11 protein-coding genes are annotated in these 15,080 nt (G+C 38.2%); 2 read left to right on the top strand and 9 right to left on the bottom strand.

The annotated features are described in order from the left end of the window. Positions 1 to 453 precede the first annotated feature (453 nt). A complete protein-coding gene (locus CD33_RS05380) occupies positions 454 to 651 on the bottom strand; it encodes a hypothetical protein (RefSeq protein ID WP_036198832.1) in 198 nt (65 codons plus the stop codon). 237 nt (positions 652 to 888) lie between these two features. Between CD33_RS05380 and CD33_RS05375 the strand changes: the two genes are divergently transcribed. Then, positions 889 to 1,794, top strand: coding sequence for a 3D domain-containing protein (locus tag CD33_RS05375; RefSeq protein WP_036198831.1), 906 nt, complete (start codon positions 889 to 891; stop codon positions 1,792 to 1,794). Positions 1,795 to 2,038: 244 nt separating this feature from the next. Here CD33_RS05375 and CD33_RS05370 read toward each other — a convergent pair whose 3' ends face one another. Continuing rightward, entirely contained in the window at positions 2,039 to 2,950 is a 912-nt protein-coding gene (locus CD33_RS05370; protein ID WP_036198830.1) for a LysR family transcriptional regulator, read from the bottom strand. Between the two features lie 249 nt (positions 2,951 to 3,199). On the opposite strand from CD33_RS05370, the gene CD33_RS05365 reads away from it, so the two are divergent. Beyond that, positions 3,200 to 4,498, top strand: a complete 1,299-nt coding sequence (locus tag CD33_RS05365) for a globin-coupled sensor protein (RefSeq protein WP_036198828.1) — start codon at positions 3,200 to 3,202, stop codon at positions 4,496 to 4,498. Between the two features lie 105 nt (positions 4,499 to 4,603). Here CD33_RS05365 and CD33_RS05360 read toward each other — a convergent pair whose 3' ends face one another. From CD33_RS05360 to CD33_RS05330, 7 genes are all read right to left on the bottom strand, one after another. Then, positions 4,604 to 5,812: a SpoIIE family protein phosphatase gene (locus tag CD33_RS05360; RefSeq protein WP_036198827.1), complete on the bottom strand. Its 1,209-nt coding sequence runs from the start codon at positions 5,810 to 5,812 to the stop codon at positions 4,604 to 4,606. Beyond that, the gene (locus CD33_RS05355) at positions 5,813 to 6,655 is read right to left on the bottom strand and encodes an alpha/beta fold hydrolase (RefSeq protein ID WP_036198826.1); all 843 of its coding nucleotides are present in this window, start codon (positions 6,653 to 6,655) and stop codon (positions 5,813 to 5,815) included. 196 nt (positions 6,656 to 6,851) lie between these two features. After that, positions 6,852 to 9,911 (bottom strand): MMPL family transporter, encoded by a 3,060-nt coding sequence (locus CD33_RS05350; RefSeq protein ID WP_036198825.1) that lies wholly within the window; start codon positions 9,909 to 9,911, stop codon positions 6,852 to 6,854. 24 nt (positions 9,912 to 9,935) lie between these two features. Continuing rightward, on the bottom strand, positions 9,936 to 10,439 hold the full coding sequence (locus tag CD33_RS05345; protein WP_036198824.1) for a MarR family winged helix-turn-helix transcriptional regulator: 504 nt from the start codon (positions 10,437 to 10,439) through the stop codon (positions 9,936 to 9,938). Positions 10,440 to 10,606: 167 nt separating this feature from the next. Beyond that, on the bottom strand, positions 10,607 to 11,662 hold the full coding sequence (locus CD33_RS05340; RefSeq protein WP_036198823.1) for a C40 family peptidase: 1,056 nt from the start codon (positions 11,660 to 11,662) through the stop codon (positions 10,607 to 10,609). Positions 11,663 to 11,814: 152 nt separating this feature from the next. Further along, a complete protein-coding gene (locus CD33_RS05335) occupies positions 11,815 to 14,163 on the bottom strand; it encodes an ABC transporter permease (RefSeq protein ID WP_235863375.1) in 2,349 nt (782 codons plus the stop codon). A gap of 1 nt (position 14,164) precedes the next feature. Further along, the gene (locus tag CD33_RS05330; RefSeq protein ID WP_036198821.1) at positions 14,165 to 14,926 is read right to left on the bottom strand and encodes an ABC transporter ATP-binding protein; all 762 of its coding nucleotides are present in this window, start codon (positions 14,924 to 14,926) and stop codon (positions 14,165 to 14,167) included. Positions 14,927 to 15,080 lie beyond the last annotated feature (154 nt).

The following is a 15,080-nucleotide window of genomic DNA, read 5'->3' as shown; positions in this document are numbered from 1 at the left end:
ATCCACAACTTAAATATTGATCTATAGACTGATATTTAAGTTTTACATTAGAAGAAGATTTTGGTAAACTATAATACTATTGATTTATCTAGATGTTTTTCTAGAACTTATATACATTACATCTTATACGGAATTTTGTCAAGTTACCTTTAAGTAAAATTATCTAATTACCTCCAAATCACTAATAACCTTTCATTTCTGCTGTATACACTAGCAAGTATAGTTTAGATTGCAAGAATCTATACATATTTGTTATTTTATTGTAATTTTATTAAAATACCATTTACATTACTATTAGAACGAAAACTGCTCCAGAAAGTTTCAAGCTTATTATTGGAAAATAATTAACTACAAAAAAAGAATTGAATCCGATAAAATATACCGAATTCAATCCTTTGCTTTTCTTAAGTGGCCTAGCATTTGCGAATAGGTGAATCACTCACACATTTCAATTTACTGTTGTTTCTTCTTATAGATAAAGTTCCAAACCCAAAAGGCGATAATGATAAACGCTTCAATATTTAATACTATGTATTGATATTCGATTGGGAAAATTAATAATAATAGGATTGAAGCAAGGATTGTCGGAAAAACTGTATAAAACCATACCCTTACGACAGGATTTCTAAAAGTTATTTCAAATCTTTCCACTTATCTCACCCCACCACTTCCATTTTAACAATTATCTCAAATTATTTATATATTTTCCACATGTACACTAGGTTTCTTCTTATTATAAAGGAGACAATCACCCATCGAAATATTGCCGCAATATAAATGCCATAGACGTAAACGAATTAACACCTCCTTGTTCTTTTTTACGAAACATTCTATGTTACGATTATCTCAAATTAGCAACTTAGAATTCAAAACTTGGAGGAAAATTAAATGCTTAAAAAGTTAATTTCAATAGTACCTGCTGCTGCACTTACTTTAACAGTCGGTGCGAATGTACAAGCGGCATCCTATACCGTACAAAAAGGAGATACGCTTTGGGATTTAGCCCGTGCCAATAACACATCTGTCGAAACTATTCAGACAGTAAACAACCTTAAGACGGATCTTATTCACCCTGGTGATCTACTGACAATTGCCAAGGAAAAACGATATACAATTAAACAAGGCGATACTTTATGGGACATCGCAAACACTAATGATGTTACGATATCGCAGATCAAAGAATGGAATAATTTACACTCGGACCTTATTCATCCCGACTCAAACTTAGTAATCTTTGAAGGTGCTAAAAAAGGGAAAATCGCCGTGAGTGAAAAAACAGCAGAGCCTGCTGCACAAGAAAATAGGGAAAATGCACCTCAATCGACTGTTTCATCATCAAACAGTGATGCATCAAAGATAAGCACACCAAAGGTAAATGCAGCATCGCCAAGCCATGAAGTTTCAAAGGAAAGCACCTCGGAGGCGACTGCACCAGTTGAAAAACATGACGCTCCAAAAGCGAGTGTAACTGAAGAAACTCATCCTTCGACAGAAAGTTCGGAAACTAAGGAATTAATTGTGGAAGCTACCGCCTACACCGCTTCATGTGAAGGATGTTCCGGCATTACATCGACCGGCATTAACCTTAAGGAAAATCCAAATGCAAAAGTCATTTCGGTGGATCCATCGGTTATTCCATTAGGCAGCAGAGTTTATGTAGAAGGCTATGGTGAAGCGATTGCAGGCGATACTGGTGGAGGCATTAAAGGAAATAGAATTGATGTCTTTATCCCATCTAAACAAGATGCAATAAATTATGGTGTTAAACAATTAAAGGTGACTATATTGGACTAATACAAAATACCATTTTCATAATCTTTACACATACGTTCAAACAGCAAAGGGGCCAAACTTCCGGTCCCTTTTTTGCTGTGTTGGAATGTTTTTCTTACTAACTGAATAAGCAGAAGACTATACACTTCTCGCTGCATTTTTAGGCACTTTTTTGAATTTGTTGTACATCCGCAGACAAGTAAGGGAAGTATAGCACGGTAAAATTGTAGCAGAAAACACCTTTCACTATAGTTTTTAGCAATAGTTAAACTTGTTCTTCAGCAATGGACTCTTTTAAATATTCAATATAAATATTCGCCAGAGGGGTATTTGTCACATTTTTGTGTGTAATATACCCGACGGTAATTCTTTCATCCACACGTAAAGGAACCGACACAATCTCTTTGCCATTTAATTCCTGACTAATCACTCCCGTAGAAATGGTGTACCCATTTAATCCGATTAGTAAATTAAATAGTGTCGCTCGATCACTAACACGTATATTTTTTGGCCTCGATAAAGTGCTTAAGATTTCCTCAGAAAAGTAGAAAGAATTATAATCACCTTGTTCAAAGGAAAGATACGGATAAGGAATCAAATCCGGCAATGTCACAAATTCTTGCTTCGCGAGCGGATTCCCCGAACTTATAAAGACATGTGGCTTAGCTTCGAATAGTTCGTGAAAAATGAGGTTACCTTCCCTAAGGAATTTCTGAATGACGTTCCTATTGAAATCATTTACATATAGTATGCCAATTTCACTTCGCAGATTTTTAACATCTTCAATAATCTCATAGGTCTTTGTTTCCCTTAGCGTGAATTCGTACTCGTCTCTTTTGTACTCTTTTAACAACCGCACAAATGCACTGACAGCAAATGCGTAGTGCTGCGCCGAAACAGAGAAATGTTGTTGTATCGATTGGGTGTTTGAATATCGGTTTTCTAGAAGCGCCACTTGTTCGACTACCTGCCTTGCATAACCTAAAAACTCCTCCCCTTCCGCTGTCAGTATAATGCCTTTATTCGTCCTGGAGAAAATCATTATTCCAATTTCATTCTCCAACTCTTTCAGCGCATTGGACAAGCTTGGTTGGCTAATAAACAAATTTTGAGCAGCCTTACTGATGGACCGACTCCTCGCAACTTCGATTACATATTTCAATTGCTGCAGTGTCATGATTAACCTCCTCTTTCTGCTTGGAATGTGTATATAAATTATAAAATGGCGGATTCATCCAGCCCATCTCGATTATCTATCTTATATTTAAAAATTCCTAGACACATTTTTAGTACCTATATCCATTCATGTCCAAAAAACCAGTAAAAAAGATATAGTCCACATTCAATGGTTATGATATTATTTTCATATATTTAACTTTATTACTCAAGACTATATTATAAATCATTTGGAAGCAGGGAACCGATCATGGGATTTTTAACAAAAAAACAACAAATCTCTAAATTGAAACTAGAAAGCGAACGACATATACAAGATGTAAAGATACAAATATTAAAAGATAATGAACTAGAATTACAGTTATCTATTATGAACCTTACGATACAGGACTTGGCTGTAGCCAAAGCTCTGCAGCCTATTATTCACGAACATATCGAGGAGATATATGCACCTGTTTACAACAATCTGCATGATGGCATACGAAAAGTGGTGGACATGACACCAATTGGAGTTGATTTAGCAAATTCCAAAAAATACATTGTAGGCTTGTTCAGTGGAATCATTGATGATAATTATACACTTATTCGGAAACGACTTGGCGGTTTCTATCTGAAGTCAGGCGTCGAGATAAAATGGTACCTCTGTGCTTACCAGATGCTCGTCAACAACATACTCGATATTCTTAAAAGGAAATTTGATCATGATATGGAAAGCCTGGCACTTGCTTCCAGTGTTCTAAATAAATTATTCAACCTGGAAACACTACTTTGCTTATCCGCACTGCAAGAATTGCAAATTGCAGAAACGGTCCAGCAGGTAATTCAGGCAAAACAGAACGTGAAACAAACAATCGGGACCATCACTGAAGAACTTGCTGCAATGTCCGAAGAAGTTGAGTCAACGATTGCCGGCGTTGTTCAACGTTCAGAAATTATGAAAACAGATCTAAATGAGGGGATGCAATCTTCTATCCTAACATCGAAAATTTCCTCAAAAGGAAGAAACCAGTTAGATTCGGTTATCGAGGAAACCGCTTCTTTAAACGAAAGTGTAACTGAAATCAAATCAAGCATCAGCTCCCTTGAAACGAATTCAAGAGAAATTGGAAACATCGTCGAAGTGATCACTTCCATTGCCGACCAAACAAACCTTTTGGCCCTCAATGCAGCGATTGAAGCGGCAAGAGCCGGGGAGAACGGAAAAGGGTTTTCTGTAGTAGCGGCAGAAGTGAAGAAGTTAGCCGAGCAGACAAAGTTCTCTTCAAGTAATATAACGGAATTGGTTATCACAACAACGAAGCAAATTGAAAATGTCGTCCAACAAATCAATAATGTTAATGATAAATCGTTATCGGCTAATCAAAATGTCCAAGAAACAGCAAAAAGTTTTGATGAAATCCTGACAGCAAGCAACACAAATAGGGAACAAAACGAACGAAATAATGAGCAAATGGCTAATTTTACACGCACATTGCACGAAATAGGTGAAGCGGGTATGAAGGTATCCAAACTAGCCGATCAACTGAATGATACGATGAATGAATATTAAAGAAATATACAGCCCAAAAGGGATCGAAATGAGTTAAATTTCGATCCCTTTTCCTGTCAATCAAGAGAATAAATCTTTGAGTAATTCTCTCTTGATGAAATATAGTTACAACTCAATCAAAATGAAACATTGATCATCATTGTTGTATTTTTCGAATTTATTTTCCCTATTTTCCAGTGCGCTTTGAATAATTTCTTTTGTCTCTGAAACCGGGCTTGATAACGAGTCATGCAGCAAGTAATTGAGAGTGTTGATCTCAAAGGCCTCCGACACTCCATCGGTATATAATAGAATTCTCGTTCCCTGCTCATAGTTTATCGTTTTTGTTTTATAAGCAATATTTTCAAATGTCCCCAAAGGAGGGCTGGTTGCCAACAGTTCTTGCTGCTCGCCATTCAAGTTTTGCAGTATCGCAGGTGGATGCCCTGCATTAATGTATTCGACAGTCTGATTACTAGTATCAATATTTAAGTAAATAGCCGTGCAATAATGCCATGCATCTTGGTTATTCCTGAATAATTCATGCAAATATTGGTCCAGCTCCTGCACTACACTTTCCGCACTTACTCCTTGCGAAATCAACTTCTGAAACAACGATTGAAGTGACATCGTAATTAAGGCTGACGATATTCCATGCCCCATTACATCCAACAAGATAACCCCATATTTTTCCGGTGTTACTTGATAAAACCCATAAATATCCCCCGACAATGCTTTTGAAGCATGATAATAGGATAACATTTGTATTTGATCATTAACAATATCTTTTGTAAGGGCCGTTTCTTGTATTCTTTTTGCAAGCTGCAATTCCCGCTCGGTATCCATCTTGAATTTTGCATTCTGTTTATTGGCTATAAGAAGTTCCTGTTGCTTGCCTTCAAGTGATTCAAGGGCACACTCCAATTCTATAAGCGTCTTTTCTTTTTCCCGAAAAGCATTTTCAGCCATTTTCTTGGCATTGATGATTTCATCCTCAAATGCATTCCGATTGTACATCGGGACAATCACACATATGATTTCATTGTTTTTCTGAAGAGATGCATTTAATAAAACTGGAATTTCAGCCCCGCTTTTTGCAAGCAATGAAATATACATTTCCTCGACATTGTGCTTAGATTTAATAAGCGGAATGAAGTAAAGCTGCATAAAGATTTGTGCTGAATTAGGCAGTATCTCATTAAAATGTTTCCCTATAAGAAGTTTAGGTGATGGCCATTGCAAAATCTCAAGCAATGTCCTATTAATGGATTGAATTATACCGTTTTTCGTTAGAGTTAAAAATCCACATGGTGCATTATCTATTAATTCGTCCACTTAAACTTCACCTACACCCTCCCCAATCAGTAATGTAGCTCGATCAGTTAAGTAATTTTTTATCGTCTCGATCGTTTCATCGGGGTCACTCATATGCGGGCAGTGACCAATTGCATTCAAGTATGTTAGTGAACTTTTTGGCATATTGGTATTCAAATATTCGCCAACTTCCCTCGGTGCAATTATATCCTCAGAGCACTGCAAAATAAGTGAAGGGATAGTCGCTTTTGCGATATCAGGGCGATTATCCGTAAAGAAGCATGCCCTTGCAAAAGTATTAGCAATGAAAGGATCCGTTGAGCAGAAACGATCTTCTAAATTTTTTGCCACATCCGTACGCTTATTATTATTTATAAGATTCATAGAGAAAGCATTGGCCCAACCTATATAGTTTTTCTCCATCATGGCCAATAGACCTTCCAAGTCTTCTCTTTCAAAACCACCTTTATATTGGGGAGGATCATTCAAATAGCACGGTGAAGGTGCGATCATAATCAATTGTGAAAAGTATTCCGGTTTTTCAATAGATGCCAATAAACCGATCATACTACTTACGGAATGCCCGACAAATATCGCGTCCTTTAAATTTAAAGCCGAACAAACATCTATGACGTCCTGCACGTAACCAGATAGTTTACTATATTTAGCAGGGTCAAAAGCTGAAACGTCTGAACTGCCCATACCAACATAATCAAATAAAATAACTTGGTATTCCTCTTCAAAAGCGGGTGAAACATCTTTCCAAACTGTTTGGTCGCATCCAAAACCAGCCGCAAAAATGATTGCTTTCTCCCCCTTGCCACTAATATGTACGTTATTTCGTCTAATAGTATCCAGGCTCAAAATGATTTCCCCTTTCCAATATCTCTATTCATATCAGTATCATATCATTTTTTCAATCATTTCCTATATTTTAACTTCTTTAAATATCTTTCTGACTTTCAAAACTAGCAAAAGAGCGATTGTTCAATATGAACAACCGCTCCTGATTAATAATAATAGATATGCATAACTATGGATATCCTCATTTTGTCCTAAGTTAACTATTGTCTTTTCTCTTGGAAACATAAGATGCTAGTGCATCCGGCAGCGCCATCAACGCCGGAACAAAGAGCGGCAGCAAAATAAAGCAAAGGACAGTCAATCCTGTAATAACCGCAATCGCTAATTCCGTCAACAGAATTATTCCAGCCGGCATTAATGTGGCAAATGTACCGCCAAGTATAATAACGGCCGAGATGATAACACCCCCTGTATGCTTGGAGGCCAAAACGATTGCTTCTTTTGGCGATAGATCCGGATATTCCTTAAAGCGCATCATCAAGAATATACTGTAGTCCACTCCCAGGGCAACAATGATGATAAAGGAGAAGAATGGGACAAAGGAGGAAATTCCATCGTACCCCAACAAATCCAAGAAGATAAAATTGATGATAAACATCGCCGTATAATACGCTCCAATGAGCGATGCCGTAATAAATACCGGCGTCCAGAATGAACGGATCACCAGGAATAGAACAAGCAGTACACCAATGATCACGATAACCGTTGTTCTGCTTAAATCTCCCGATAAAACTTCATTCATATCGTTTGTAGTTGCACTCGTTCCCACTGTGCCACTTTTCGCATCAGAAAGTACCGACCCTTTTAACCCAGCAAAAAGCGTGTCATTGATTGTATTGATTGTTGCCAAGGCTTCATCAGAATAAGGGTCATCCTTTAAAACTATCGTCATCTTTGTGATTTTGCGATCCTCGGACATGAATGCGTCCAACGATTTCTTAAATTCCTCATTTGTTAATGCTTCCTCTGGGATGAAAAATGTCTTGTTTGTATTAAGCTGTGTCAAATAGCCATTTGTTTGCTCAAGTCCATTCGATATTCCTTCCAGCCCATTATTGACATCTGTTAATCTTTCGCCAAATTCACCGAATCCATTTAGCCCTGCTACAAGCTGCTGCTGACCTGCCTTCATTTCACTCAATCCGGCATTTACTGTGTTCATATTGGCTACAACTGTTTCAATGCCTGAAGAAGCTTGTCCAAGTCCATCCTTCAACTTTTTCAAACCACCAGCCATCTGGGATAGACCGTCTTTCATACTTGCCAGATTTTCGTTTGCAGTGGCAAAGCCTGCAGTGACCGAATTATAATTTTTGTTTAATACGTCAATACTCTCCGGCGTAATTTGGGCTAATGATGTTGAGAGCCCATCAATTGCTTGTTTCAACGCCAGGAAATTTTCATCACTATCAGAATCTACATAACTATTTCCTAATGAATCTATCATCGATTTCATTTGGGCAATTGCACCTTTAACTCCGACCAAGGCATTGGTCGCATCTTGATAGTGAGTGCCCATTTCGGTATAACCATCCTGCATTTTCCCATAACTCTCTGCAAGCAATGCAATTCCGCCACTCATATTGGAGAGATTCTTTTCAACTGCAGCCAACCCGTTGAAAATTGTTTGTGGATTATTCGTCCCATCATCGATCCCTGCTTGAATCTGTTCCAGGCCGTCAGTTAAAGCAGTCAGTCCGTCTTGAAGTTTTGCGGTCCCATCAACCATTTGATTGACTTGGGAAAAGTCAGCGGATTCAAGACCTTCTTGAGCTTCAGTCAAACCATTATAGATTTGGTCAACCCCATCTTGCGTCTGTGAAATCCCTTCTGTAACAGTCCCCATTTGGCTGTCCACATAAAAATCCGCGATTTGCTTACCTTGCGGCTGAGTGACTGAAGAAACCATCTTAACTCCTTCTAGATCATTCAATCGCTCTGTAATATTATCAATAACCGCTAGAGAATCATTATTGTCGAGCGCTTCATTGCTCTCAATGACGACAGTGGCAGGCATCGCTTGGCCTTTACCAAAGTGATCTGCTACTAGATTGATAGCTTTTGATGAAGGATATGCATCACCAAGCTCACCAACTGTATCGAAATTAAGCTTCTCTTCATGAAGTATGATCATCGGTAAAATGATGACCAGAATGACGATCGTAATAAGAATCGGGTGCTTCGTACCAAATGAAGAGGTCTTTTCCCAGAATTTATTTTCTTTATGGCCTTCAACATTTTTGGATGGCCAGAATATCTTCTTCCCTAACACTTTCATCATAAAAGGTGTCAAGGTCAAGATTTCTATCAATAATATGGTTACTCCGATGACAACCACCACACCGGATTTATAGATTGGCGATTCCGAGAAAACCAGTGCCAGAAAGGCGATGAATACAGTGAGAATACTATAGGCAATTGTTTTTCCGGCTGTCTTGTACGTATTAATGATCGAGTCATCTACTGAGTGCCCATGCGCCAATTCTTCCTTAAATCGATTAAATAATAGGATGTTGTAATCTGTACCAATCCCGAAGAGAATCAACACTAACAGCATTTGTGTAAGACTCGTTATCGGGAAGCCCGCTTTGTCAATTAATTGTGCCGCGATTCCCATCGATACAAGATAAGAAAATGCAACCAGCACCAGTGAAATAAAAGGTGTAACAATCGATCTAAAGGCGATGACCAGCACTATTAGTATAAAAATCACTGTCAATGCAGCACTTTTCTCAACACCCGCTTGAGATGCTTTTAGATAGTCGTTATTAATAAAGTCTTCCCCGCTAAGGTAGTGCTCTACGGGAACAGGTTCCAATTTCTTTTCAAAAAGTTCCTTGATATCGTCAATTTCCCGTCCTTGTTTATCAAGCTTGTAGCTCACCATCAAGGTTGTGCCATCTTCGGAGATTAAAGAGCTTTTTGCATCCGGCATACCGAATGGATCGATCATCTCCGTAACGCCAAGCTCTGAGCTGCTATCACGGATTGATTCAACCGCATCCCCTATTTGCAGCATTTCCTCATCGGATAATTTATTTTCATTATAAAAGACGATTAGATTATCCGTTCCTTCAGTCGTATTCATTTTTCCCAAAATATCCCCTGCGATAACAGAAGGACTGTCACTATTTGTGCCTTCTTGGCCCTGTTGCCGCAGTATTGCGTTAATATCGGGCTGAATAACTGTCAGAACGATTGTAGCAACAAGCCAAATTGCAAAAATGGCCCAGCGCCCTTTAATGATACTTTTCACTTTTCATCCTCCAATAGTTGCTTGTTATTTTCCTTGTTTGTCTTTTTCGGAGAAGTACAAAATATCGATGAAATCATAGTTGTCCATTCCTTCGGTAATCATTTTTTCTCTTACCGCCGAAACTAGTAATTTCATACCCTTCTCCACAATATCCTGTTCGTCGGGAGTTAGAAGATCGATTGCCCCGACCAATGCCTGATTGGCCATTTCCGAAATGCTTTCATCAATCTTTTCAACCAATTTGGGATTTAGCGAGATGTCTACGAGGCGTTTATCCTTTTGGTTTGGCCTTTTCTCCAGCAACTCCTTTACAATCAGTCTTTCAACAATATCTGATACTGTACTTTGGGTCATTTTCAAATTTTGAGAAAGTTGCTTAATGCTGACCGTTTTATGGGCATATACATCAGCAATCACCCTTATTTGCGGAATAGTGACTCCATGCTCTTCGGCTGTTTTCTGCAAACTTTTCATCGTATAGCGATGGATAAAATCAATGGATTCACCAATAAACTTAGCCCTATTCAATTTTTAATCCCTCCCAAAATAAATCGTACACGATACATCTTGTACGATTTATTTTATTGCTGGAAGATTGCTTTGTCAATAACGGATTTGAACAAGACAAAAAGAAGGCAACATTCGAATTGCTCCGATGTGCCTTCTTTATTAATTACATGATTCTCTGTCCAAATTTATTGGATCACTCGCTTTGAAAATAGATAATTCTTCGACCAATACGGATTTTTCAGAACATTGGTTGTAATCATCACACCTTTTGATGTTGAAGCATGAATCATATTTCCATCACCCATATAAATCCCAACGTGTGCGACTCTTCCATCTGTATACGTGTCATTCATTGTGAAAAACATTAAATCTCCCGCTTGCAGGTTTGAAGCTGAAACCGCTATACCTTTGCTCGCCTGATCCCTGGATACCCTCGGCAGCTGGATACCGGCATTTCCAAATACAAATTGCGTATAGGACGAACAGTCAAATAATTTTGGTGCTTCCGCCAATGTAGCTCCATATTTATATTTCGCCCCGATGTAGTTCTTGGAATCTTCAAGAATTTTCTTCACTTGCTGCGCTATGGAGTCACTGCTATTGTTCTTGACCGGCTCATGCTCTTTTGCAGGCTCCATTTCGCCTTTGGATCCATCAGGATTTGGGATGGTTAATACTTGTCCATCATGGATTACGTTCGTTGCAAGATTGTTTGCCTTTTTCAATTCCTCGACAGTGATATGGTGGATGCGGGCAATATTATAGAGTGTATCCCCTTTATGCACTACATATTTTTGGGCAGGGTTTTGGATTTGAATCGAGCCATTTTCCTTTTTAAAGGTAATGTAGGAATTGAATATAGCTCCACCGGCATGAAGTGAAACATATGCTGTTTCATTAATCCATCTAGGGGGCTCAATATTTATATATTCATTACCTTTTCTGGCCTTTGTCCCACCCATCGTTATCCGGATAATAGTTGAGCCATCCGTGATCTCATAGGTCTTTGTATTTTCCTCAAATTTGATGCTATTGTAATTTAAGATTTTGGCAAGTTCTATAAATGGCAAGTAGTACGAGCCATTTTCTATAATCGGGTTGATTCCGCTGACAACTTTTCCATTGATGAAAACCCCCGCATTAGGTACAGGTTGGACTTGGGCATTGGTACTTATTGCTCCACTTATACAAATGCCAAAGACTAACATGCCTACAATTGCCATTCGTACTAAATTCCTCATTGTTTCTCTCCTTATAAACTGTTTTCTGACTTACAGGTTATAATGGCTTTTCATTGTTTTTTTATGCTTGCCTTTTTTGTTGAAGTTGTAGGAGTTAAAAAAAGAACGCCTTCCCTCAATAGGATTGCGTTCTTATAATGCAATTTGAAAAACTATTCTGTCATTAAACTGTAGGCGGATATTTTCCTAATTTTCAGAGATACCAACATTGAGACAATATACGCAATAACTATGATTCCCAGACAAAACATTAAAATAATCGGTAGGTGGATAATAAAATCCAGACGTTTAACACCCGCACTTGAAAGCAGTATGGATAGCATCGGATTAGTGAAAAATAGACCCAACACACCACCAATCAAAACACCTGTAATGACCACGGGCAGAAAACTGATGGATATTTGGGTCATCAACTGAAAGGTTGAATACCCCAATGCCTTCATTACACCAAACTCTTTCTTTCGCTTTGTAATCATCGTTTTAATGACTAAATATAGAATCATGACAACAACGAGCACATTTATTGCCAGCACCAACAGCATGATTGCAAATACTGCCGCTGTATACATACTTGTTTGGCTTTCTATATTTTTATCGATATCCAAAGTTTCAATAATATCTTCGCTGTACTGTTCTTGTACATTTTTAATAAAATCTCCGTTCGATATTCCATCCAAATATACATAAAGTACCTTGCCTTTATAATCTGGTTGTAATTGTTGGATACCATCCATTGTTAATGAACCAATCTGTCCCAAATTACCAATCGATTGACTAAGGCCCGTTACTAGAAAGCTCTCTGTCTCACTTCCATATTCCACTTCGACCGTATCACCGATTCCTTTATTGATTAGCCCTGAAATAATCCAGGAGATGGAGATTTCATTTTCATGCTTCGGCTGACGCCCTTCATAAACAACATTGTTCTCTAACTGGCTATAGTCGGTTGTTACATTTGTATAAACCGTTTGACCATCAATTTTTGTCTCAATTGTATCCAATATATTCACTTTGCGGACTTGCTCCATTTGTTCAATGCCAGCCATCAGATCTTTTGTATTTATATCTGGCTTCATAGCGATATATACATTCGCCGGTTCCGAGCCGAATAAGCCCACAAATGCGGTTTTATCCGAAGCAATGTTATAATATAGCACAACTGAAAAGATTGTGGCGAAAGTTAACGCCATTACAATCAAACTAATCATTATATTCTGTTTTGAATTCCCCAATAATGACTTAACAGCAAGCAGGAAATGAACGTCGCCTTTAGCGCTTTCCAAAGGGATGTGATTTTTTCTGAAGCTATGTGTTTGAATCCCCCCGCGAAGTGCGGCTACAGGCAGGATTTTCCGAACACGAAATGCCGATGCCAATGTTACGAAAAAAATACAAATCGTTATAACTAATATGCAAGCCAAATTAACGACCATATCAAAACGCTGGATCCATATTAATCCAGAAATAGTTGAAATTATACTTCCGATCAATGGCATAAGAGCATATGACAGCGCTATTCCAAGCATACTAGCAAAAAGGGCAATCAAGATATACTGCAGAATGATTGATCCAAAAATTTGTCCACTTGTATAGCCAATCGCTTTCAGCACTCCTATATTCGCCATTCCATCTTCTATATTATTGGACACACGGTACTTAATCACAATTAAGCAAACAATTACGATAATTGCTGCAAACGCCAATAGTATGGTTGCAATGATATTAATCGTCAATGTATTTACACTTTTAACCACTTCTATATTCAACCCAAAAATACTGTTTGATGCCGTTTCCTCCCCAAGGGATTCCTTAATGTAATGGATGAAGTCATTTTCCAATACCGGGGCATCTGCTCTATCTTCCATCACAGCGGAGACAATCACCGCTTTTGAGTGATTGTCAATTTTGGTCATTAGTGATTGGTAGGAGGTCTTTGGCAACATAAATTTCATCACGCCGTTATTATTTGTACCCATCATCGTTGTTTCGAAGAATCCTGCAATGCGATATTTATAGTCCTGTCCTTGATAAAAAATGGTGAAGTCGTCCCCCAATGTATAACCCCCATCTGTTTTGAAGCTATAAGGAACATAAATATCATTGGGATTCCATGTATTGAATTTCTCTATTAATTTGAATGGTCCGATTGTCCGATCAGCATCCGCATTAAAAATTATCGCACTGTTCGTCAGTTCACCGTTACCAAATTTATAATTGGCAAGGTTCATATGGATTATCTCTTCCGTCTCGGTCTCTTTTATCCCGGAATAGTTCGCCAAAAAATCTTCAAGTGAAGGCTGATAACTCGCTTGATCCATCACGACCATTACATGGCCATCTTTTAATTGTTCCGCTTTTTGATCAAAAAATGTATTTAGTTGCGTAATCACCATTAGGCCAATATTCAGGAGCAATGCCGCAACCAAAATGAATATAAATAATGAAATGGTAGCAGATTTGCTTTTTTTTATATTGGCCATGGCCAAGTTCATAATTTTCATCCTACCACCCCATCTCGGCTAGAAAAACCTTGAGTTCTTCATGCCGTTCGGGATTCTTTTGTTCATCGTAACCGCCCAACGGCAAATCACCATAAATGACACCGTCCCGCAAATATAAAATACGGTTCCCTCGTAATGCAGTTTTTATATCATGCGTGACCATGACAATACTTTGCCCATCGCGATTTACTTTTGTTAAAACATCCAAAACACTATCACTGGATGCAGAGTTTAATGCTCCTGTTGGTTCATCTGCAAATAAAATTCTCGGATTATTTATTAATGCGCGTACAATGCCAACCCGTTGAGCTTCGCCGCCGGAAAGTTGGCTCGGAAATTTGGACCAGGACTTTTCATCAATTCCTACTTTCACCAACAATTCTTTCGCTTTTTTTACGGTTTCACGCCGATTTTTATTTACTAACAGTCCGCTTGCCAGTACATTATCTAGTACACTCATGTTGTCTAGCAAATAAATTTGTTGAAAGACAAAACCGCAATGGTTTCTTCTGAATATCGCCAGTTGATCGTTATTTAATTTGGCCAGGCTTTTTCCTTCAAATTCGATCTCGCCCAATGTTGCTTTATCCATCCCACTCAAAGCATAAAGAAGCGTGGATTTTCCCGAACCCGAACTGCCCATTATGATTGTAAAATCACCCTCCAATAATTCGATATCCAAATTTTTCAATACATGTTGCTGAATCCCACCGCTCGAAAAGGTTTTACATAGCTTTTCCGTTTTAATAATTGTCTTCGACATGTTTTAGAGCACTCCCCTTATCTTCCACTCAAAGAAAAAAGACCGTAATGTAGATTACAGTCTTATCATACAAAATGAATTCTTATTAAATCTTTGTGCAATTCTTAACTGATTCTTAAATCTTTTCGCTTCGGCTTAATGCCAGCCAGCGAAA

It is taken from the genome of Ureibacillus sinduriensis BLB-1 = JCM 15800, from assembly GCF_000772955.1.
In the GTDB taxonomy this organism is placed as follows: Bacteria; Bacillota; Bacilli; order Bacillales_A; family Planococcaceae; genus Ureibacillus; species Ureibacillus sinduriensis.
This window is presented reverse-complemented; position numbering and strand designations above follow the sequence as displayed.

Coding starts and splice junctions, on each gene's coding strand:
- CD33_RS05375 (WP_036198831.1), top strand. CDS start 889: ATGCTTAAAAAGTTAATTTCAATAGTACCTGCTGCTGCACTTACTTTA.
- CD33_RS05340 (WP_036198823.1), bottom strand. CDS start 11,662: ATGAGGAATTTAGTACGAATGGCAATTGTAGGCATGTTAGTCTTTGGC.
- CD33_RS05330 (WP_036198821.1), bottom strand. CDS start 14,926: ATGTCGAAGACAATTATTAAAACGGAAAAGCTATGTAAAACCTTTTCG.
- CD33_RS05370 (WP_036198830.1), bottom strand. CDS start 2,950: ATGACACTGCAGCAATTGAAATATGTAATCGAAGTTGCGAGGAGTCGG.
- CD33_RS05335 (WP_235863375.1), bottom strand. CDS start 14,163: ATGAAAATTATGAACTTGGCCATGGCCAATATAAAAAAAAGCAAATCT.
- CD33_RS05365 (WP_036198828.1), top strand. CDS start 3,200: ATGGGATTTTTAACAAAAAAACAACAAATCTCTAAATTGAAACTAGAA.